General features: G+C 37.2%; 17 protein-coding genes, 1 tRNA gene and 4 pseudogenes. 2 read left to right on the forward strand and 20 right to left on the reverse strand.

All coding sequences use genetic code 11. The features are described from left to right. Positions 1 to 7: 7 nt before the first annotated feature. The 4 genes from NXG61_RS06450 to NXG61_RS06465 all read right to left on the reverse strand — a co-directional run bounded on the left by NXG61_RS06450 (position 8) and on the right by NXG61_RS06465 (position 4,803). A complete protein-coding gene (locus NXG61_RS06450) occupies positions 8 to 1,441 on the reverse strand; it encodes a nicotinate-nucleotide--dimethylbenzimidazole phosphoribosyltransferase (protein ID WP_196603410.1) in 1,434 nt (477 codons plus the stop codon). Beyond that, on the reverse strand, positions 1,441 to 3,624 hold the full coding sequence (locus NXG61_RS06455; RefSeq protein ID WP_196603411.1) for a Tex family protein: 2,184 nt from the start codon (positions 3,622 to 3,624) through the stop codon (positions 1,441 to 1,443). Before NXG61_RS06455 ends, NXG61_RS06450 begins: the two co-directional genes overlap by 1 nt. Positions 3,625 to 3,779: 155 nt before the next feature. After that, on the reverse strand, positions 3,780 to 4,115 hold the full coding sequence (locus NXG61_RS06460) for a branched-chain amino acid transporter permease (protein WP_196603412.1): 336 nt from the start codon (positions 4,113 to 4,115) through the stop codon (positions 3,780 to 3,782). Continuing rightward, complete coding sequence (locus tag NXG61_RS06465; RefSeq protein WP_307225245.1) at positions 4,102 to 4,803, reverse strand: AzlC family ABC transporter permease; 702 nt, start codon at positions 4,801 to 4,803, stop codon at positions 4,102 to 4,104. Before NXG61_RS06465 ends, NXG61_RS06460 begins: the two co-directional genes overlap by 14 nt. Before the next feature lie 277 nt (positions 4,804 to 5,080). Here NXG61_RS06465 and NXG61_RS06470 point away from each other — a divergent pair. Continuing rightward, positions 5,081 to 5,155: transfer RNA gene (locus NXG61_RS06470), tRNA-Arg, on the forward strand. A 437-nt stretch (positions 5,156 to 5,592) separates the two neighbouring features. Here NXG61_RS06470 and NXG61_RS06475 read toward each other — a convergent pair. The 7 genes and pseudogenes from NXG61_RS06475 to NXG61_RS06505 form a co-directional block, all read right to left on the reverse strand. Beyond that, positions 5,593 to 6,630, reverse strand: a pseudogene (locus NXG61_RS06475) (recombinase family protein); the annotation flags it as partial. A gap of 118 nt (positions 6,631 to 6,748) precedes the next feature. Then, a complete protein-coding gene (locus NXG61_RS06480; RefSeq protein ID WP_307225246.1) occupies positions 6,749 to 7,939 on the reverse strand; it encodes a hypothetical protein in 1,191 nt (396 codons plus the stop codon). Beyond that, positions 7,940 to 9,487, reverse strand: coding sequence for a DUF3696 domain-containing protein (locus NXG61_RS06485; RefSeq protein WP_307225247.1), 1,548 nt, complete (start codon positions 9,485 to 9,487; stop codon positions 7,940 to 7,942). A 41-nt stretch (positions 9,488 to 9,528) separates the two neighbouring features. Next, entirely contained in the window at positions 9,529 to 11,184 is a 1,656-nt protein-coding gene (locus tag NXG61_RS06490) for a GIY-YIG nuclease family protein (RefSeq protein ID WP_307225248.1), read from the reverse strand. Between the two features lie 651 nt (positions 11,185 to 11,835). After that, a complete protein-coding gene (locus NXG61_RS06495; RefSeq protein WP_307225252.1) occupies positions 11,836 to 12,099 on the reverse strand; it encodes a hypothetical protein in 264 nt (87 codons plus the stop codon). 68 nt (positions 12,100 to 12,167) lie between these two features. Further along, a pseudogene (locus tag NXG61_RS06500) lies at positions 12,168 to 12,329 on the reverse strand (IS3 family transposase); the annotation flags it as partial. Positions 12,330 to 12,410: 81 nt separating this feature from the next. Further along, positions 12,411 to 13,652, reverse strand: coding sequence for an IS256 family transposase (locus NXG61_RS06505; RefSeq protein WP_432748928.1), 1,242 nt, complete (start codon positions 13,650 to 13,652; stop codon positions 12,411 to 12,413). Positions 13,653 to 13,737: 85 nt separating this feature from the next. Between NXG61_RS06505 and NXG61_RS06510 the strand changes: the two are divergent. Further along, positions 13,738 to 14,736, forward strand: a pseudogene (locus tag NXG61_RS06510) (IS6 family transposase). A 41-nt stretch (positions 14,737 to 14,777) separates the two neighbouring features. Here the strand turns inward: NXG61_RS06510 and NXG61_RS06515 are convergent. The 9 genes and pseudogenes from NXG61_RS06515 to rplM all read right to left on the reverse strand — a co-directional run bounded on the left by NXG61_RS06515 (position 14,778) and on the right by rplM (position 21,040). Beyond that, entirely contained in the window at positions 14,778 to 14,915 is a 138-nt protein-coding gene (locus NXG61_RS06515; protein WP_307223022.1) for a hypothetical protein, read from the reverse strand. 31 nt (positions 14,916 to 14,946) lie between these two features. Next, positions 14,947 to 15,579 carry a DDE-type integrase/transposase/recombinase gene (locus NXG61_RS06520; protein ID WP_307223024.1) on the reverse strand — a complete coding sequence of 211 codons (633 nt, stop codon included), beginning with the start codon at positions 15,577 to 15,579 and terminating at the stop codon, positions 14,947 to 14,949. Then, positions 15,576 to 15,920 (reverse strand): transposase, encoded by a 345-nt coding sequence (locus tag NXG61_RS06525; protein ID WP_196595541.1) that lies wholly within the window; start codon positions 15,918 to 15,920, stop codon positions 15,576 to 15,578. The genes NXG61_RS06520 and NXG61_RS06525 overlap by 4 nt, the downstream gene beginning before the upstream one ends. 76 nt (positions 15,921 to 15,996) lie before the next feature. Further along, positions 15,997 to 16,155: pseudogene (locus NXG61_RS06530) on the reverse strand (IS30 family transposase); the annotation flags it as partial. Positions 16,156 to 16,293: 138 nt separating this feature from the next. Further along, positions 16,294 to 17,634: an MATE family efflux transporter gene (locus NXG61_RS06535; protein WP_307223026.1), complete on the reverse strand. Its 1,341-nt coding sequence runs from the start codon at positions 17,632 to 17,634 to the stop codon at positions 16,294 to 16,296. Positions 17,635 to 17,777: 143 nt separating this feature from the next. Further along, a complete protein-coding gene (locus tag NXG61_RS06540; protein WP_307223028.1) occupies positions 17,778 to 19,661 on the reverse strand; it encodes a heavy metal translocating P-type ATPase in 1,884 nt (627 codons plus the stop codon). A 114-nt stretch (positions 19,662 to 19,775) separates the two neighbouring features. Beyond that, entirely contained in the window at positions 19,776 to 20,051 is a 276-nt protein-coding gene (locus tag NXG61_RS06545) for a metal-sensing transcriptional repressor (RefSeq protein WP_196603469.1), read from the reverse strand. A 130-nt stretch (positions 20,052 to 20,181) separates the two neighbouring features. Then, a complete protein-coding gene (gene rpsI, locus NXG61_RS06550) occupies positions 20,182 to 20,574 on the reverse strand; it encodes a 30S ribosomal protein S9 (RefSeq protein ID WP_196603470.1) in 393 nt (130 codons plus the stop codon). A 25-nt stretch (positions 20,575 to 20,599) separates the two neighbouring features. Then, a complete protein-coding gene (gene rplM, locus NXG61_RS06555) occupies positions 20,600 to 21,040 on the reverse strand; it encodes a 50S ribosomal protein L13 (RefSeq protein WP_196603471.1) in 441 nt (146 codons plus the stop codon). Positions 21,041 to 21,141: the final 101 nt, after the last annotated feature.

The raw sequence follows: 21,141 nt of genomic DNA on the forward strand, positions 1-21,141 counted from the left end.
TGCAACCTTAAATTTCCTTTTGTCTGCCGGCGCCTGGGCCGTCATTGGCAACAGAAACGGCAGCTTCTGCAAATGTTTTCATATCGTTAAGCATGTGAAGCGCTCCGTCGATAAGTATGAGACCAATTTTTTCAGCGGCATACGCGTTGGTGACAGATATTTTTAGGCAGCGGCTCATATCAAAAATGTATGGCAGCAATGAGACTTTGTTTTGTATTATATCATTCATAACGGGATTAACTTTTTTTAAAAATCCTGCCAAAAAAATAGCTATATCTTCAAATTTTCCCAGGCATTTTATTGGTTTTGTCAAATTATCTATGCGCTCCTGGCACAGATTCACTATATTCTCGTCTGTCTCATAAGGCTGATGCGGCAGCTGATCAAATGAGATCACATCGGCGGGCAGATTGTCTGCCTTCAGCATATTATATAATTGTACAGTTAAGTCAATAAAGCGGGCAATTACAGAAGAACCTGCCGTTTCACTGAGCTGCAGGCGCAAATCTATATATGGAGACAAGCCGAGTTTCTGCAGGGCTGCCTGATGTGCGGGCTCACCGGCGAGATGCGAAGGCATTATATGTTTGGCAGACAGGGGACATATGGCTTGGGCAATAAGAGCTGCGGCTGACGTATTGAAGCCGTCCAGGATTATCAGACAGTCATTGGCGGCAGCGCCGAGAATGGCACCGGCGAGACAGCCGAACTCAAAACCTCCTATCTTGGACAGCAGATCCAGCCCATCATGGGGATCCGGTTTATTTGTGATAAGTGCTTTTTTTACAACATCAATTTTTATTTTCAGTCTGCTGTCGGATATATTAGTTCCTCTGCCGGTGGCCTGCTCTGGGTTCAAGCCGCATACAGATGCCGCGATAGCTGCACTGGACGTGGTATTGGCTATACCCATTTCGCCGAGTAAAAAACAGTTATAGCCTTCAGCTGCGAGCTTGTCAGCAAGCTTTATGCCAGATTCTATAGATTTTATGGCGGAATCGCGTGTCATTGCCGGCCCATATACAAAATTTTCTGTTCCCCATGCTATTTTTTTATTGATAAGTCCCGGTAAAGTGCTCATATCTGCAGCAATTCCCATGTCGACTACGAGCATTTTTGCGTCAGAAAAGTTTGTCATGGCGTTGGCTACGGCACCTTTGCTGATGAGATAATTTCGTGTCATATCAACAGTGGTTTTTTGCGGATATGCGCTTACATTCATATCACAGACACCATGATCACTGCAGGCTATAACAGCAGCTTTTTTGAGCGGCTGCGGATCAGACTGATTTGTAATTGAGGCATAGCTGAAGAATATGTCGGATAGGCCGCCGAGAGCGTTGTTTTTATTCAAAGTTGCTGCCAATATTTTTCCGGCCGAGGTCAATCTTATGTCATTGACATTCTTTATATTATTTACAGTTTTTTCTAGTAGTTTCATCAGACATTTTTTCCTTTTGGCACTTGCTTAAGGCTGAGCCCTATTCTATTTCTGCCGGCATCGACATTTATTACCATGACGTCAAGAATGTCACCGACAGAGACAACATCCAAAGGATGCTTGACCCTTTTGTAGCTTAGTTCAGAAATATGGATAAGACCTGCTGTTTTTATACCTATATCGACAAACACACCAAAATCTGTGATATTTCTGACAGTACCGCGCATAACCGTGCCAATTTTTATATCATCAAGCTTGACGATAGATTTACGCGTCAGCGGTGCAGGCAGATCATCACGCGGATCGCGGCCGGGTTTGGCAAGAGCATCCATTATATCACGTACGGTAGGTACACCCGCTTCAAGTTTTGCCGCTATGTCTTCCGGTTTTATCAATTTTAGTTTTGCCTTTAGAAAATCCATTTTTTTCTTATCTGCCATATCTGACAGCGAAAAACCAAGCCTATCCAAAATCTGTTCGGCAAGCTCGTAAGACTCAGGATGTACCGGTGTATTATCGAAAGGCATATTGCCATTGGCAATGCGTAAAAATCCTGCACACTGAGTGTAGGCGGCCTGTCCAAGACGGGATACTTTTAGAATTTCTTTACGGGTTTTGAAACCGCCGTTTTCATCACGGTATTTAACGATATTTTTCGCGACCGTAGCATTTATACCGGCAATGTGCTTTAACAAAGCTGCTGAAGCTGTATTCAAAGCGACTCCTACGTGATTTACTGCTGATTCTATAACGATATCCAATGTGCTGCCGAGTTCCTTCTGGTTGACATCGTGCTGATATTGTCCGACACCGATGGCTTTGGGATCGATTTTTACAAGTTCGGCAAGAGGATCTTGTATGCGGCGGGCTATGGAGACAGCACCCCTGATCGTTACATCATAATCAGGCAATTCTTCAACGGCAAGCTTTGAGGCCGAATAAACGGAAGCGCCCGCTTCACTGGTGATAAGATAATGTACATTAAGATTATTTTCTTCAATAAGTTTGGCGGTAAACTCCTCTGTTTCAAAAGAAGCCGTACCGTTGCCTATAGAAATCAATGTGACATTGTGCTTTTTTATCAAATGGAGAACCTTGTCCGCTGATTTTTCTCTTGCGTCATCACTCATGGTAATATAAAGAACACCATGGTCAAGTATCTGTCCCGTAGCGTCTACGATTGCCATTTTACAGCCGGTACGGTAACCGGGGTCCAATCCCATGACTACATGACCTGCCAGCGGAGCTTGTAAAAGCAGCTGTTTAAGGTTGGCACCAAAAATATTAATAGCCTGTTTTTCGGCATTTTCGGTGAGCAGCGATCTTATTTCACGTTCAAGAGAAGGAAATAGAAGGCGTTTGTAACCATCTGAGAGAGCTTCCGTTATGACGGCGCTGAAAATAGATGCGCGCACAATTACTTTTTCACAAAAGCGTTGAATAGTTCTGTTATGATCAACAGTAAGTTTTACTTTCAGTGAACCTCTTTTTTCTCCCCGATTTATCGCCAGGATGCGATGCGAAGGCAGCGTGCGTATCGGTTCACTGTATTGTGCGTACATAAGAAAAGCCTGCTCGGGATCTTTTTCCTCATCACGTATCGTCTCAATAATGCCTTCCTGCCATAGTAACTTGCGCAGCCATGCACGAACAGCGGCTTTTTCTGTCTCTGCTTCAGCAATTATATCCATGGCACCGGCAAGTGCTTCGTCAACAGAGGAAACTTCTTTTTCTTCATTTATATATGCTTTGGCAAAAGAAGCAACATCACCGGTATTTATATTCTGCGCAATAATGAGCTGAGACAACGGCTCCAGTCCCTTTTCTCGGGCGATCATAGCGCGAGTGCGTTTTTTCTGCTTATAGGGAAGATATATGTCCTCCAATTCTTGCAGCCTGACCGCTTTATCTATAGAGATCCTTAATTCATCTGTAAGTTTTCCCTGCTCCATGATACTATTTAAAATTTCTGCCTGCCTTTTCACAAGACCGCGCAGATAAGTCAGCCGTTCTGACAGGTCTCGCAGCTGTTCTTCCTTTAATTCGCCTGTAGCCTCTTTGCGGTAACGGGCTATAAAGGGAATTGTATTGCCTTCATCTATAAGTTTAACGGCGGAATCCACCTGTTTGGACGTTATGCTCAACTCTCTGGCAATAGCAGGATTAATATTTTGTTCTAACAAAAAAATTCCTCATTTCGTTTAAATTCAAATTCAGCTGGAAGAAAGTATAGCAGAAACACGAACCTATTTATTATAACATGAATAAATAACCAATGCTTCTGATCGGTAATAAATCGGGCATGTGCAAGTGACAGCCTTGGAATGCAGAATCGCGGTTATGATGAGAAAATGTACTGAAGCAACAGCATATGCGTTATTGTTCCAGCAGCTATACTTAGCAGCATATTGCGTTTCCAGACATGCAGCAGGATAGTGACGGTTGTGGAAATGACTTCGGGAAAGCCGTGATTGCCGGATAATATGACCGTATCCTTCAATGAATATACGACGAGCAGTGCTATAATGGCGGTCGGCAAGACATTGCCCAGATATTTTATCGACAGAGGAGTTGTACGATTACGATAAAAAATAACAAAGGGAAGAAAACGTGTAAGCATGGTTCCGCCTATAACGGCAGCGATCGTGATTATTGCTTCATCAGTTGACAGCATTTGTGCGCACCTCATTGTATTTTTTCAGCATAAGCAGAGCAAACACCATCAGAATCATTGCCGGAATGATAAAATTATCGCCGAATATAAGAAGACATATTATAGAAATTATAAGACCGCTCATGGCAGGTACATGGTCAGATTGATTCAACCACTGCTCAAGCATGATAACTATGAATAGCGCGGCAAGAATAAAATCCAGTCCCTGCGTATTTATTTGAAAGTATTTTCCGCAAATAGCGCCCAATGCAGCACCGACAGCCCAGTACAGATGATTAAGAGCTGTCACGAAGACCATAAACCAGCTTTTGTCGGTGTCAGAAGGAATTTTAACTGTGTAATTTATCACAAAACTTTCGTCGCACATACCAAAAATTAGATAAAGCTTTTTTTTACCGGTATTTTTAAATTTGTCCAATAGAGAAATACCATAGAATAGGTGACGGGCATTTACTGTGATCGCAAGCAAAAAAGCGGCGGCAGGATTGAATGAAGACATAAGAAGACCGACTGTAATAAATTCCATGGATCCGGCGTAGATCAAAATACTCATGAATATAGGATAAACGGGAGAAAAACCTTTGCTGGTCATGAAAAAACCATAAGATATCCCTAAAAATAAAAAACCTGCCAGAATAGGCAGTGTATGTGGCAGAGCGGTGTAAAAAGCCTTTTTCTGTATGTTCATGATGAAATGCCCCTTAATATAAAAGTATAGTAGTTATTTTATAGTCTTTTATTTCTTTTCGCAATATGGGGAGATGTGCAATATTAAAATAAATGTAAAATATTGAAGAATAAGTTCTAACGGAATGAGAGGATCGCAATTGGCAGGAAGCTTATTATATCAAAGGTAGTTGTATCAAAAGTGTTTATATTGTTAAATATAATAAAATTTTACATTCGTGTATTTTAAAATATAGAAAAAACTATCAGTATATGTTATAATATTAGCTGTTGTTCATGCGCCCGTAGCTCAGTGGATAGAGCATCGGCCTCCGAAGCCGTGTGCGTGGGTCCGACTCCCACCGGGCGCACCATCAAACTCCAACCGGTAACGAATCGTTATGTTATAAGGGGTTACAAAGATTTTCTCAATGAAATGATTTATAAGATTTTTTAATGTGTCGGGGTCTTTGCTATAAATGTCATTATGGTATTGCTCAATATATTTTATAACCTGCTCTTTTGTGAGCAGGGGGATATAGCTACTTTCTAATTTTGCAATCGTACTGCGAATGGAAAGTAGCTCTTTTTTTGTTTCAGCAAGGCGTTCTTTATCAAATTCATCAGCTACGCCGTCAGCAAACAAATCATAAATATTATTGAGCTGACGTTTTATTTTCTTTTCTTTTTTCTCAGCAGCATCAAGCAGTACTGTTTCATCCATAGCTTTTTCATTATAAATTTTTACAACACGATCCATTAGTTTATCAATAGAGTCTTTTTCTAAAAAGATTTTTTGCATTTGAGTAATGACAAGGCGTTCTAAATCATCTGCAGGAACAGAGCGATTTATACATTTATTTGAACCCTTGGTCATTTTTTTACTGCAGCGATAATATCGTATTTCTTTATCATTGCGCATTGTTGTAGTCGATCCGCTCATAGATGAGCCGCATTCTGCACATTCAACAAGGCCGGACAATAAATATATCCTTTTTGCATGTTTGGCACCAGGGCGTTGTTTATTTTTATCCATGTAGTTACGCACTTTCATAAAAACATCCTTATCAACAATTACTGGGCAGGCATTTTCAACAACAATCATATCGTCAGGGTCTTTACCATGGTTATTGCGTTTACCATTAGCCATCTTTTTATTTTTACCTAATATACAAGTACCAATATAGCGTCGGTTACAAAGCATATCATGGATTGAATTTTTACCAAAACTATTGCCGAGCTTAGTTTTATATCCATGACTATTAAGCCAGTCACATATTTGTAAATAGCTTTTACCCTGCAAATAAGCATCAAAAATATATCGTACAGCGATAGCTTCGTGTTCATTTATTACATAATGTTTATTTTCTAAATCATAGCCAAAAGCAGGTTTGCCGCCGGTACTGAGTCCAGAAAGCACGTTTTCCTTTAAACCTTTTCGTACTTCTTTGGACAAATTACGTGAGTAGTAGGCAGCAAAGCCAGCTAATTGATTTTCCATCAATGCACCTTCAGGAGTAGAAAAGTCAATATCTTGAGCGGCAAATTCAATATTAACACCCCAGCCGTTTAGCTTAAACTTATTAGTATAATATTCATATTCGTTGCGGCCTACACGATCAATTTTATGGCAAATTAAAGTTTCAAACATACCAAGGCTGGCATCCTTCATCATTTGAATCCAGCCAGGACGATTATCATTTGTTCCAGTATAAGCTTCATCGGCATATTCTTTAATTATAGAATAACCTTTTCTTTTGCAGTATTCCCGTCCAGCACGAAGCTGGGCAACAATGCTTTCCTCACGTTGGTTGTCTGATGAAAAACGTGCATAAAGTGCAGCAATCATAAAAACAGTCCTTTCATTTTAAAATAACAAGGGCTGTGATATAATAATCTTAGTTAAAAGCTTATATCTCAACCCGAGCCGTCCAGTGTTCCCGCACTGGGCGGTTTTATTTTAGTTATTATTCAATAAGTTGAGCATTTACAAGTTCATCTTCGCTTAAACAACATCCAAAATCATAAATATTATTAAAGATATTCTTCCATTCATCTTTTAATTTTTCAGGAAACATATCATAGATTTTTTCAATGCATTCACATTTTTCTTCCATTTTTTTTATTGTTTTAGGATTTCCATTGTGTTGTTTACACTTTTCTAGTTCTGTTTTTAAGCTGCCATTAAGTATTTGATCTGAAAAGGTAGTGCATGCTTTTTTTCCTACTCCGCATAAAATGGTGGGATTTTTTTCAATATTATCTTCTTTTAGCATAGCCAATAACTCAGTTCTTTTATTTTTGGTTAAATATGAATTTAATGCATTATAAAATGATTTATCATTTTTAACGTTTTTTAAGTCAATTCCATCTGCTATATCCATGTAAAACCATTTATCCAAACAGATCTTGTTATATTCACTAAAAAAATCCAAAGTATCAATAATTTTCTTACTATCCCAATGACATAATTTATATTGTTCAGGTGTTAGTAGATTTTCTTTTTCGCGAACATTTAGTACATAGATATTTGCTACGAATTCTTTATTCAGAGATTTATATTCTTTTAATGCTTGATTAGCAGTTCCGCCATTATTTTCATTTAGCGATTTTTTATCGCTATCAATAATAAATAAAGCTAATACTTTTTTAGTGCTTTCATTTTTTATAGTAGTAGCTGTTGTGCTCCCGCCAGTGCCTAATGGTTCTATATTAAAATGTAATCCATTATAATTTTTACAGAACGTATGCAATTTATTACAAAAATTTATATAAAAGTTAGCATCATCTGCATTTTCGGCATAAAGTCTACTTTTACTAATATTACCTAAATAATTTAATGGTACTTTAAAAATATGATCGTCTACTATTTGAATTTTTTCTGAACTCATTGTTACTAGAAACTTAGTATGTATTTGATCATCATAATTTTGATACCATTTTTCTGATAGATAAAATGCAACCTGTTTTGTTAACTGATTCATTAGTTTGTAGGTTTGAAAAAATATAAGAGTATCAAGATCAGCTGTTAATAAATGCTCACTATTTGATACTGTTTCAAATAAATGATTTATACTTTTAATCTCAGGAGAAGTTGGTTTTAGATTAGCATTTGTTTCAAAAAAAGTTTTAATGGAATCATCTAACTCGAATAACAATTATATCCCCTCCGGTGAAAAGAATCCAAGGGGCCAATTTTGTAATTTGCCTTTTTCTGTGAAAGTAGCACTATCAACAGATGCAACATTATTAATATCTTTATTAAAGATTAAAACATTTACATCATCGGGTTTTAATTTATGTTTGTTAATCAGATAACCTAATCTATTAACTATCGTTTCACTATGTGTTTCAAAAATAATTTTTAAAGAAAATGGTTTCTTTTTGATTTCATTTATAACTGATACGAATAAATCAATCACACGTGCTTGAAACTCAGGATGTAAATGTAATTCTGGTTGTTCGATTGCAAGCGTAATGTTTTTTGGATATGGACGTAAAAATATTGGATGCCTTTTACGTTTATTTCTTTGGCAATTCCAAAGTAAAATTATAATTGGTAATATTTGTGAATAACCATATCCTACATCTGCTAAATTAAAAGTAACATCATTTTTTAGATCTTTAATTATTAATGAAACATGACCACTTATATTATCAATTAAGAAATTTAAATTAAAAATATTTTTAGTCCATTTATTGAAATCTGTTCTTTCTTTTAAAGATAGACTATGTAAAAACATTGGAATATTTTCACCCCTGGAATCAATATCTTCTATATTTAATCCTTGAATTCTATAATACCGCTCAACATTAAATCTAATAGGTTTTATATATTTTATTTGCTCTGAATCATGAGTCATTAGGCGGTTAGCACAATCAATAATATCCATTATATAAATTCCGACAAATAAATTATTGAATTTTTCAAAATCAGAATCATCAATTTTTAAATTATCAATGTTTTTTGATAAAGTTGAAGGTAAATTTTTGCTTTTTTTTATATTAGCAAAAAGAGTATTTATATCAGAAAATGGTAATTCTGATATAAATTTTTCTATAGTACTTATCTTAGTATTATTAAAAGCCCATTTAGATAAAATAAATTTATTGAGTTTATCTTTAAAAAAATTGCGAATACTGGTACGTAAGTAAATGTTTTTCTCATAAAGATCGGCATAATAAATATCAGGAATCACTTGATTATTGTCTTTGTCACAAACTAGTTTACGCTCATTAAGTTGCACATTAGACTCATTTATTTTTAAATTTTTAATGTCTTGTTTCTCATTATATTCAATTTCAATAGTTTGATTACATATAGTTAATATTGCTTTTTTTAAAAATTTTTCTCCAATATCTAAAATAATTGTACAGCTTGAATTAGTTTTTATCGAAAAATTTCGAAGTCTCAAACGTGTTCTAAAAAAACCCTTTATTGAGTTATAAACAAACTTATATTGTATAATTTTATTAGTTGTATTTCGGGATAGTGCTGTATCAAAATCGCCAAAATCTACATAATTACCAAACCATAGAAGTGGTTCAGCTGTATTAGTTTCAATGCTTTGTTTTAACAAAGGAAATGATCTTAAGAACGTACTTTTACCAGAACTGTTTCTTCCCACCAAAACAGTAATAGGTTTTAATTCTATATCGCCAGTATCTTTTAATGATCGTAAATTACGAATTGCTATTTTATCCAAAATTTCACCTCATAATATTAGTAATTGTTAGTAATTAATAGCTATGCACTTGTTACTTCATCGTCGTAGGTATCGTTAGTTTTATCCAATAATGAAAGGGATTGACGATATTGTTCAGCAGACATTGTTGTATTAAATTCAGCGGTAGAATCATATTCATTAACGAGTTCTTCTAATTCATCAATCGATACTTTGAAGAATTCTTTACGTGAATTAACTTTATTTAGACGTTTTTCATCAAGGGCTGCATGTAAATCAGATTCTAATTTAACAGCATCTTTCGAGAAAATAAAGCTGTGTACATCAAATTTAAATGGTACACTAGCAGAACCAAGTTCATCAATACGTTCTTGCGGATCTAAACGTCTGGTCATGCCAATTTTGAATACATCATCACCAAATGAGCCAAGATTACTGATTACATATACATAACCAGCTTTACCATTTTGAAGATTGAGAATATCTTCTTTTTTAGTGTTAACGCCTTTTAACTGTTCTTCCAGTTCCTTAATTTTAGCAAGTAATTCCTGATTTTTTTCATCGTCATTAGAATTTTGTAATTGCTGATTGATATTATCAATTTCAGATTTGTACTTAGATTCTTCTTTTTCGATTTGTTCCTGTTCTTCTTTTAAACGGCGTTGTTCTTCGGCTTCTTCACGCATCTGTGCTCTAAGCGCCATCTGTTCTTGCTTGGCAGCTTCTTTTTTTACATAGTATTCATATTCAATTTTTGCAGCATCAATAAAAAACGGTTCTACTTCACCAATAAATTTAGCCAAGGTAGAAGAGATTGTTTGACTGCCGTCACGAGCAATATTCAAATATTTATTAATAACATTTTTTATAGAAATAATACCATCCTGTAGTTTGGAATAGGTAAGCGTATAAAGAACATTTTGTAGTTCTGCTTGTAGACCAATTACCATAAGCTGATAAATAGCTTTATTGGTTTTTGTTGTATAACGGTCTTCATAACGTTCGAGGGTATCTGTGATTAATTTATTATTAGCACGGAATGCTTTACGCAAATCCTTATAATCCATACAATGAAGTTTCAAAGTAATGGCTGGTGCTAGAGTTTCGATATCACTTATAAGGTTTTGCGGCAAAATAATTTGATCATCAGTAGTGGTTTTTGCATGTTTTAAATATACTTTGATGGCACGATTAACACTTTTTTGAATAGACATCAAGCGAGCAATTTTATCCTGTCGGGAAGTCATTTTTGTTTCTAATGAATTTATTTCATCTTTTAAGGTGTTAATTTCATCCATATAAAAAGATTTTTTATCGATTTCGGCATTTATATAATCAAGCTCATTTTTCTTATCAGTCAATTTGAAATCAGCTTGTTTCGTGGCTTCTTTTATAGTTTCATCTATTATAGATTGTTTGTTAGCTATTTTAGCATTCAAATCTACTAAATGATTTTGCATATTGATTTTAATTGTATTGGCTTCAATGTTAGCGTTTTCTATAATGTTAGCAGATTCAGTTTCCATTTTTTCTAAAGCTTCCTTACTATAGTTGCTAATATTAATACAATGTTCTTTTATTTTTTTTGATTTCATAAAATAAATTGGAATAAGTAATATTGCTAAGCCAGGTATAGCCATACTAAGTAAAATTAATGGTATAACTACAAAAAATTTAAGATACCAAGGTTCTTTGAAGTTGTAATCATGATTATCCAATATGTACACTTCTTTCTAAAATTATTAATAGTTTTAGTTAATAGGTTAGACGTAAATTTATCAAGCACTATTAAAAAAGCATACGCAACACTCCTTGTTACGAAAACCGTCTTTCATGGACAGTTTTTATGTATTAGATTATAAAATAACCTGTAATAACATTCCAAAAATATTTGGTTAATTCCTTCTTGACAAGTAAAGAAAATTTAAATCCTACAACTATGTATGGTTATACCGCCCAAAAAAACGGGCGGGAGACTGTAACTAATTATGTGTAAATAGAAAAAATAAACTATTCCTCCTGGATTAATGTTAGAATAAATATTAATTCAGGAGGCTTTTATTATTGCCAGACAAAGAAGACTTTCCCCAGAACGTAAAGAATTTCTCCAAAAACTGCTGAGTGCATATCAGCCGGAAGATGCACAGGGTGTTCAGAACATGTTCAAGGACCTTCTCGGAGTTACGCTGCAAACCATGATGATCATCTTGGTACTATACGACTATAAAAACAAGGATACGGATGATAGTTGGAACGGTTATAGCAAGAAAACCGTGACGTTTACGATGGGTATATTTCTCTCGACATTCCTCGTGATCGGAAAGGTGAGTTCCATCCGCAGGCTGTGAAGAAGAATCAGACGGACGTTTTCAATATTGAGGACCAAGTATTGTCCATATGTAGATAGTGTTATCAGAACCCATTGCATCTATGTATATATATCCTTTAGATTCCAATATCTTAATGTATTCATTATTACGAAAATTATCATCTGAATTAGACATATATTTATGTTCAAAATTATCTAAAATAGTATCAACGTCACCATTGTATTTTTTTTCTAGCGTGCATAAGTAATAAAGCATTTCTTTAGGTTTATTGTCTAATTCATAGTAGGTTAATCTATCAGGCATTATAATCACTTCTTTCTATAGGTGATTATAGCATGGGTAATAATAAGGTTTGGATTGTCAACAGTAAACTAAACAACTTTTTTAAGGGTATTCATTCGGTATGCAACTGGTGTTAAATAATCAAGAGAGGAGTGAATTCTGTGGTTGTTGAACCAATTCATATAATCAGCAAATTCCAGTTTTAAAGTCTTGAGATCAGCAAATGTTTGATTCTTCACAAATTCTGTCTGGGGCTATGAATAAAAGTCTGTAAATAAGGTCTTCTATGATAGTTAATAAAGAATTAATAAATCGTCATTTCGTTAGAGCTATCATGCCAGTAATCTGTCAGAGTACATGATGACCAGTTCACCTCTTACCTTTCCCCAATTCCGAAGTGGCATAGTCCATTTCTTGGCAGCCTCGAAAGTGGACAGGTACAAAGCCTTGAGCAGAGCCTGTGAACTTGGGAAAACACTTCGCTGACGGTTTAAACGGCGGTAGGAAGAATTTAAACTCTCAATGGTGTTCGTTGTATAGAAAGCTGTACGAACATCTATCGAAAACTTAAAGATTGGTGTTATGACATCCCAGTGATCATGCCACCGTTTCATGGCTGCTGGATACTGGGACGTCCATTTCTGATCTACTTCCTCTAACCGTCTGACAGCGGTTTTTTCGTCAGGAGCGGTATAGATCGTCCGAAGATCTCTGGCAAAATTCTTCATGTCCTTATTGGCTACATATTTAAGGGTATTACGTACCATATGCACAATACAGCGCTGGTGTTCTGTTTTTGGGAAGGCTGCAGCAATAGCTTCCTTAAGCGCTGTGAGTCCGTCCGAGCAGAGGATAAGAATATCCTGGACGCCGCGGTTCTTAAGACCGTTCAGAACACTCAGCCAGTATTTACTGTTTTCATTTTCACCGACTTCAAGGGCGAGTACTTCTTTGTAGCCATCCTCATTGATGCCGAGCACAACATATGCAGCCAACTTGCTGACAATACTGTCATGACGTACCGAAAAATGAATGGCGTCAATAAAGATAATAGGATAGACGCTGGCAAGTGGCCGACACTGCCACTCTTCAATCTGGGGCAGGATTTTGTCAGTGACATCCGATATGAAGCCTTCTGATGCCTCAAACCCATAGATATCCTCGATGGTTTCAGAAATTTGCTTGGTCGTCAGCCCTTTGGCATACATGGAAATTATTTTCTGGTCAATGGCAGAGATGTCCTTCTGACGCTTCTTGACAACCTGTGGCTTGAATGAGGATTGCCGATCCTGAGGAACGTCAATCTGAAAGCTGCCATAACTGCTGTTCATTTGCTTTGGTTTATAACCGTTACGGGCGTTCTCGCTGTCGGAGCGTTCCGATTTGCTATAGCCCAGGTGTTCATCCATTTCAGACTCCATCATCTCCTTGATGGTGCCACCAAGCAGATCATTCAGGGCATCTTGGATGTCATTTGGTTTCTCGATGTTATACTCTTGGAAGAGCTGCTGGATAATAGCCCGCTTTCCATCGGTCATTTCAACCTTGTGAATCTCTTTGCGCTGTTTTGCCATGATAAAAAGGCCTCCTCCTATGACTAGATTGTACCATAGAAGACCTTATGACTTCGAGTGGAAGTTTGTTTACAGAGATTTTTTCATAGGCTCCTTTTATCGTTATGGCAAAGATAAAGATGGAAATCAAAAATATCTTTGCCGTGTATGCGGGCATCAATTTGTACCATATGCCAATACAACCGGCAAATCAGGAAGGCCACGCATACGTTCTTACCCAATTTGCCCTATCTGCGGGAAGGCCATGTTTCTTCATCATGAACACAAATATTATTCAAACTACCAATGTGGTGACAAGAAATGCGGTCATTCCCTTTTTGTCCCAAAACAAGCTGCTATTACAGCACCTTCCATGTAGAAATTGTCAGGAAAAACCAATTTCAAGCGAATGCGTTATCCTATGCATGTTATTCTGACGGCATTGTCAATGTTTTATTTAGGCAAGAATTCTTTCCGTAATATTGCTCTTATTATGCGTACGGTCATGAATATTCAGCTTTCTCACACCACCATCAGCAACTGGTGTACGAAATTTGCCCCTTTGTTTCACAACATTGCACTTGGATTGATACCAACGCTCAATTTCGACTCCGATGAATGGCACGCGGACGAAATCGTGGTGAAAATCCGTGGCATGAAATATTATCTTTGGTTAATTGTGGACAGCGAAACACGTTTTGTCCTCGGCTTTCATCTTTCCAAACACCGGGATAGTCCTCAGGCTTTTTCCCTGCTTAATTCCGTTAAGCACCTTGGCAAACCCAGAGCCATTGTAACCGACCGTTACAGTGCCTACAAAGTTCCTGTAAAAGCAGTGCTGAATGTCAAACATATCCGTGTCCACAGCTTCAGTGACGATATCACCAACAACCTGATCGAATGCTTTAACAAGCAGTTCAAAGCATGGTATAAAACCAAACAGGGATTTTCTTCTTTCAATTCCGCCAACAACCTTATCGCGGTTTTTCTCTTTTTTTACAATTTTGTCCGTCCTCATTCCGCTCTTAACAGTTTGACTCCGGCACAAGTTGCAGGGCTGAATCTTTCTGCCAGAAGTAAACACAAGCTTTTGTTCGTTGCTTGAAGTATTTGGCTGTTTCTGTTTGTTAATCTTTCATGTTTACTTTACAAAGCCATTGTTTTTATATGTTCAACAGTTGTTTTTGAAGCATTATATCGATTATAGATTAATTCTTCCTTTAATCTTGCCCACATGCTTTCGCAACGGGCATTATCATGGCATCTGCCACCTGCACTGTTCATACTTTGTACTATTCCGTATTGCTTAATTGCATTACGGTACCAGCTCACTGGTATACTGTGTTGCCCTATCACTATGCAGGATACAGCCCCGAATTTCTGGATATGCTTTATATGTATTAATTATTGTTTGTTCACATAACGTGGCTTTCATATTTGTATCCATTGCTAATCCCAGTACTGCAGAATCGAAGCAGTCAAAAACTGCGGATACATACAGCTTTCCATCCAGACACTTTATTTCAGTCATATCTGTTACGCACTTGCTTAACGGTTTATCAGAATAGAAATCACGTTTAATTAAGTCATCAGATTTTCTGGCTTCTTTATCAGCTTTTGTGATTCCATTAGGTTTTCTTTTTGGTCTATGGCTAATACCGATTTCTTCCATAACACGGTATACAGTCCGTTCACTCGGAATCTCAATACCAGCAGGCTTTTTTAGCTCTAAAGCTTGATGCATTCTGATTCGTCCGTAGGTATCATTGCATTCATCTTCAGCACAGATATCTAACATAGCATCTGCAAGAGACTGATATTTCCAAGGCTTATCTTTATATTTAAGATAATTGTGAAATCCCTGTCTGGTTACGCATAGACTTTTACAATAGAATGAAATTTTACCTTTAATAGTGCCGTCTTCAGTTTTTATTGCAATAAATATCAATCTCTGTTTTTTGTTGACTTCCGACGGCTGGCGGCGAAAAAAGCGCTTGCTTCCTCAAGAAATTCATTCACTTCTTTAAGATGGTGATTCTCTTTGTCCAGTTCTTTAACACGCTTTTTAAGTTCAATAAGTTCCTCGTTAAGAGATAAGGCATTGGAAGGAGTATGAACAGCGTCTTTTGCCTCCAACCTACCTTCTTTGAAGGCTTTAACCCATGTATAGATAGTACTATCTGGAAGCCCCAGTTCCGTTGCGGCTTTGTGTCCACCAATCTCCTGAGCTAATTTTACAGCCTGTGATTTAAATTCTTGGTCATAAGTTTTTATAATTCGTTTTGCCATCTTATTTCTCCTATTTTCTATCAATTATATATCACAATCCTTGAGAATAGGGTGCCAATTTTTATTGTACAACATCATTACCAGTAGCCATTTCGTTATATAGGGTCTTCGTGCATACCATTTCTTTATCAGCAAAGAGCTGGTGCAGGCGCGCATGACCGACGCAAGCGTCTAAAGACCACTTTTTTGTCCTAACTTGCTCAACTACCCACTTAACAAAATCTGAACAATGTGTGTGTGATATAATTATGGCAGTCCATAGTGATTGTCTTCTCTTTGGTTAATGGTGCTGTGAGAACTCCATTTTACCATTTGAAGAAAAGTTACTGTGGACTTTTTTCTAACTGTTCAATTTCATTTTACAATGAACCTATTAATATTCTTTTTCAACTTTTTTAAGACGAAATGCCAGTAAAACAGCACCGCTTAGAAGACCGGCAATAAGTCCCAGCCAATAACCGTAAGGTCCGAAAGCAAATGGAACGGCGAGAAGCCAGCCGAATGGCAGGCCGATAAGCCAGTAAGACAGGACGGCCAGATAAAAAGTGATTTTTACATCCTTATAACCGCGCAGCGTTCCCTGCAGGGGAGCATTGATACCATCTGTTACCTGCATGCATACAGCATAAATTAAAAATACAGACAAAAGATATTTAACATGGACATCAGTCGTATAAAGTGAGGAAATTTCTGTGCGAAAATTAATTAAAATAGCAGCAATGCTCGCAGCAAATACAAAGGATAGCAGCCGTCCCAGACGACTGTATTTTTTTGCGTCAGCAGGTCGACCTGCACCAAGTTCGTAGCCGACCAGAATTGTAAGCGCCATGCTGATACTTAAGGGGATCATATAAACCATGGTAGTGAAATTGAGAGCTGATTGATGGGCTGCAATGACCACAGTACCGTAGACTGTCATAAGGAGGCCTACTGCTCCGAAAATGCTTTGTTCGCAAAAAATGGTGCTGCCTATTGGAATGCCGACACTAAGCTGTTTTTTCCATTCGGCAAATGAGGGGCGCGGGAAATTTTTGAATATCAGATAATGTCTGAAAGGCTTCACTGTAATTATAACTAATACGTTCAGCAAAAGATTTATATAATAGGTTATGGCGGAACCTATACCGGCACCTATACCGCCCATTGCCGGGAATCCCCAGGATCCAAAAATAAAAAGATAATTTAGGAAAATATTTATAGGAACAGTGCACATCGTTATGCACATGGTAAGTTTGGTAAAACCGAGCGCATCAATAAAATTTCTCAGTACAGCAGATAGGAATATGGGGAATATACCAAATGCTATAGCAATAAGAAAGTGAGTAAAAACATAATTTACGCGTATTTCGAGATTCAAAACAGGAATGAGAATGTTGACCAATAAAATTCCCGCTGCAATAAAAAAAAATGCCAAGCATAAGGCCCAATAAAAGCCTTGTTGGACAATGAAGCGTATTTTTTCTTTTTTTCCTGCTCCGTAAAGATGTGCTATAGAGGGCGTCAATCCAGAAATAATACCGAGACTGCTGTTAAAAAACGGGAAAAAAAGATTTGTGGCAATAGCCACTCCAGCCAGTTCCTGTTCACCTGCGTGTCCTGACATGATAGTGTCAAAAAAACCTATTGAAATAATTGATAGTTGTGTGATGAAAATGGGCATCAATACAGTGAAAAATTGTAAAGTTTTTTGCTTGTAAGTATAAGTTCTTTTCATGTCGCCTCCGTGAAATGCAGATAAAATAAGAGCTGCCTGCGCAGCTCTTATTTTTCTATTTATTTGATTAATGATAACATAGGCAATGTCTTTTAGCAAGAGACAAAAGAAAGTGATGGTGTTTTATTGTGTGAAAAAATATTTTATATAAAAGAGTGCACAGTATCTTTTTTGTGCCAATTCAATAATAAGGATGAGTTTATTATTACAAATACGGATCCTGCATTATGAACTAAAGCACCGGCTACTGGATCCAGAAAACCTGTTGCAGCCATGATTACAGCAAGAAAATTAAGCAGCATGGAAAAAGTCAAATTAAATTTTATTGTTGTCATCATTTTTTTTGCAAGATAAAGTAAATGTGGTACTTCCTTAATACTGTCATTGATAAGCGTAATATCTGCAGCATCTATCGCAATATCACTGCCGGTTTCGCCCATTGCAATGCCGACAAAAGCTTTTTTCAAAGCGGGTGCGTCATTAACGCCATCACCGATCATGCAAATTTTATTACCAGACTGTTGATATGTATCGATTTGTTTTAATTTATCAGCAGGAAGACAATTGGCATGAACACTGTCGACTCCTGAATGAACAGCAGCATTTTTGGCGGAATATTCATTATCTCCGGTCAAAAGTGCTGTGGTAAAGCCGCATTCCTTTATTGATGCTATGGTTTTTTTTATATCAGGACGCAGCGTATCCGTTAACGTGAAAATGGCGGCAAGAATGCCATCTACTGCCATATAAATAATCGTATAGCCGTCGGTCAAATATTTTTCTATAAAGGAATGATAAAGACGGCTGATATGTATTTGCTGTTCTGATAACATTCTTATATTACCGGCGATTATATTTTTCCCGTTGATAGTAGCCTGCAAACCACGACCGGGAAATATTTGAAAATTTTCCAATGAAAATAGATTTTGTTCAGGTTTCTCATAATAGGCTGACACCATAGCTTTTCCCAAAGGATGTTCAGATCTGGATTCAATAGTCGCTGCATATGTGAAAAGTTCATCTTCCGTATAGTCGGAAGAAAACTTTTGCATGCCGGATAATTGAAGACTGCCACAGGTCAGCGTGCCCGTTTTATCAAATACAATTTTTGATACGGAAGCCAGCCGTTCCAGAGCGTCGCCGTTTTTAATAAGAATATTGTGCTTTGTAGCGTTTCCTATGGCGGCAACTATTGCCGTCGGTGTAGCTAAAACTAAAGCACAGGGACAGAAAACTACCAATATAGTCACAGCTCGTATAATTTCTCCCGTGATGAACCAGGTTAATAAAGATGTGATTAATGCGGCAATTACTATCCAGGTGGCCCATCTATCAGCAAGGCCGACAATTTTTGCCTTTCCAGCATCTGCCGAGCGGACCAATTGGACGATACGCTGTATAGAGCTGTCATTGCCTACCCTTGTTGCTTTCATGTCAAAAGAACCAAAGAGATTTGTTGTGCCGCTCAGAACAGTGTCACCGGGGTTTTTATCGACGGGCAGTGATTCGCCTGTCATAACAGCCTGATCGACAGAGGTAGTTCCTGATACGATTATCCCGTCAACAGAGATCATTTCTCCTGGAAAAACACGCAAAATATCGTCTACTGCTACTTTTTCGGCAGAAATTGTCATCTCCTGGCCATTTAATATTTTCCGTGCTGTCTGGGGAGTCAAATGTAACAAATTTTCTATGCCGGCTTTTGCTCTTGCAACAGTTATTTCTTCCAGAAGACTGCCTAATTTCATGATTAGAGCAATTTCTCCTGCTGCAAAGAATTCACCAATACTGACGGAGGCTATCAGGGCTATTGATACCAAAATATCTGCTTTGATATCAAAAGAAGAAATCAGCTTCGAAGCAGCTTCCCTGATAATAGGAATACCGCAAAGAAATATGGCTATCCATGCCATATCAAATGAAAAAGAGAAGGCATTTAGGAAGCTGAGAAGCAGAGAAACAGAAGAAATAATAAGAAATATGATATCTTTTGATACAAATTTATTTTGCCGAAGTTTATAAAACATCTAGCATCACCTCTCTATACCTATAGGGGTATATGCATATAATACATATACCCCTATAGGTTGTCAAGAGAAAAATTATATATCAAAAGAATATATTGCCCTTTTTATTATGAATCAAGTTATATTGGCAAAGCGTTCAACGGCTTTTGTAAAATTATCTATGGTTTTATTCACATCACCGTGTTCAATACCGTCAAGTACACAATGACGTATATGGCCTTCAAGAATTACCTGACCCGATTTATGCAAGGCAGATTTTGCTGCGTTTATTTGCGAAAGAATATCTTCACATGGCACATCTTCATCTACCATACGATCAATTGCCTGCACTTGACCTATGATTTTTTTCAGACGGCGGTGAAGATTTTCAGCGTCCATACATTGTTTCATTTTAGCCTCCATATAAATGAAATATTAAAATATACTATAATTTACATTCTATCATATAATTTAAACATAGCAATCATAAATAAAAATCCCGCAACCTTGTGGTTGCGGGATAAAAAAATACCATAAAATATTAACGTTTGGAAAACTGTGAAGCCTTGCGGGCTTTTTTTAAACCGTATTTACGACGTTCTTTTTCACGCGGATCACGTGTCAGAAAACCGGCTTTTTTTAATGATTTACGTAATTCAGCATCAACAAGAAGAAGTGCACGAGAAATGCCATGACGAATTGCTCCGGCCTGACCGGAAGCTCCGCCGCCTTCTACCTTAGCGATCACATCGTATTTTCCTTCAGTTTCGGTCAATACGAGCGGCTGTTTTATTATTAATTCCAATGTTTTAAGACCGAAATATTCACCCATATCACGGCCATTTATTTTAATGTTGCCTTCACCTGGAACCAAGCGAACTCTGGCAACAGAAGTTTTTCTGCGACCTGTGCCGTAGTAAGTAACTAATGCCATTTAAATTTGTTCTCCCTTCCAGTTATTAACGAATGTTAAACTCAAGTACTTCGGGTTTCTGAGCAGCATGAGGATGTTCAGAACCGACATATACACTGAGTTTTTTATACATTTGAGCACCGAGACGATTCTTTGGAAGCATACCGCGAATAGCAGATTCCAAAACTTTAGCAGGCTGTTTTTCGAGCATTTGTCCCGCTGAAGTAAAAGTAGTACCTCCCGGATAGCCAGAATGACGGAAATAAGTCTTGTGGACTAATTTTTTCCCACTGAAATTCACCTTTTCAGCATTTACAATAATAACAAAATCACCAGTATCGACATGCGGAGTGAAAGTGGGTTTATGTTTACCGCGGAGTACTTTAGCGATTTCGGCAGCGAGGCGGCCTACTGTCTGACCTTCAGCATCCACGATGTACCATTTGCGTTCAACATTTTGGCTGTTAGCCATGAATGTGGTTTTCATCGATATCTCCTTCCCTATAATGCGATTAACTAAAATAATTTATAAATATAATTATATAAAGCCTCATCACGATTACCGGGGCTGGAAATCACAAGAGAAAA

Origin of the sequence: Pectinatus haikarae (assembly GCF_050916305.1) — a bacterium.
GTDB classification, from domain to species: Bacteria; Bacillota; Negativicutes; order Selenomonadales; family Selenomonadaceae; genus Pectinatus; species Pectinatus haikarae.

Excerpts from the sequence above, each read along its gene's own strand:
- NXG61_RS06450 (WP_196603410.1), bottom strand. The coding sequence starts at position 1,441 with ATGAAACTACTAGAAAAAACTGTAAATAATATAAAGAATGTCAATGAC.
- NXG61_RS06460 (WP_196603412.1), bottom strand. The coding sequence starts at position 4,115 with ATGCTGTCAACTGATGAAGCAATAATCACGATCGCTGCCGTTATAGGC.
- NXG61_RS06465 (WP_307225245.1), bottom strand. The coding sequence starts at position 4,803 with ATGAACATACAGAAAAAGGCTTTTTACACCGCTCTGCCACATACACTG.
- NXG61_RS06495 (WP_307225252.1), bottom strand. The coding sequence starts at position 12,099 with ATGCCTGATAGATTAACCTACTATGAATTAGACAATAAACCTAAAGAA.
- NXG61_RS06505 (WP_432748928.1), bottom strand. The coding sequence starts at position 13,652 with ATGGCAAAACAGCGCAAAGAGATTCACAAGGTTGAAATGACCGATGGA.
- NXG61_RS06515 (WP_307223022.1), bottom strand. The coding sequence starts at position 14,915 with ATGAACAGTGCAGGTGGCAGATGCCATGATAATGCCCGTTGCGAAAGC.
- NXG61_RS06525 (WP_196595541.1), bottom strand. The coding sequence starts at position 15,920 with ATGGCAAAACGAATTATAAAAACTTATGACCAAGAATTTAAATCACAG.
- NXG61_RS06535 (WP_307223026.1), bottom strand. The coding sequence starts at position 17,634 with ATGAAAAGAACTTATACTTACAAGCAAAAAACTTTACAATTTTTCACT.
- NXG61_RS06540 (WP_307223028.1), bottom strand. The coding sequence starts at position 19,661 with ATGTTTTATAAACTTCGGCAAAATAAATTTGTATCAAAAGATATCATA.
- NXG61_RS06545 (WP_196603469.1), bottom strand. The coding sequence starts at position 20,051 with ATGAAACAATGTATGGACGCTGAAAATCTTCACCGCCGTCTGAAAAAA.
- rpsI (WP_196603470.1), bottom strand. The coding sequence starts at position 20,574 with ATGGCATTAGTTACTTACTACGGCACAGGTCGCAGAAAAACTTCTGTT.
- rplM (WP_196603471.1), bottom strand. The coding sequence starts at position 21,040 with ATGAAAACCACATTCATGGCTAACAGCCAAAATGTTGAACGCAAATGG.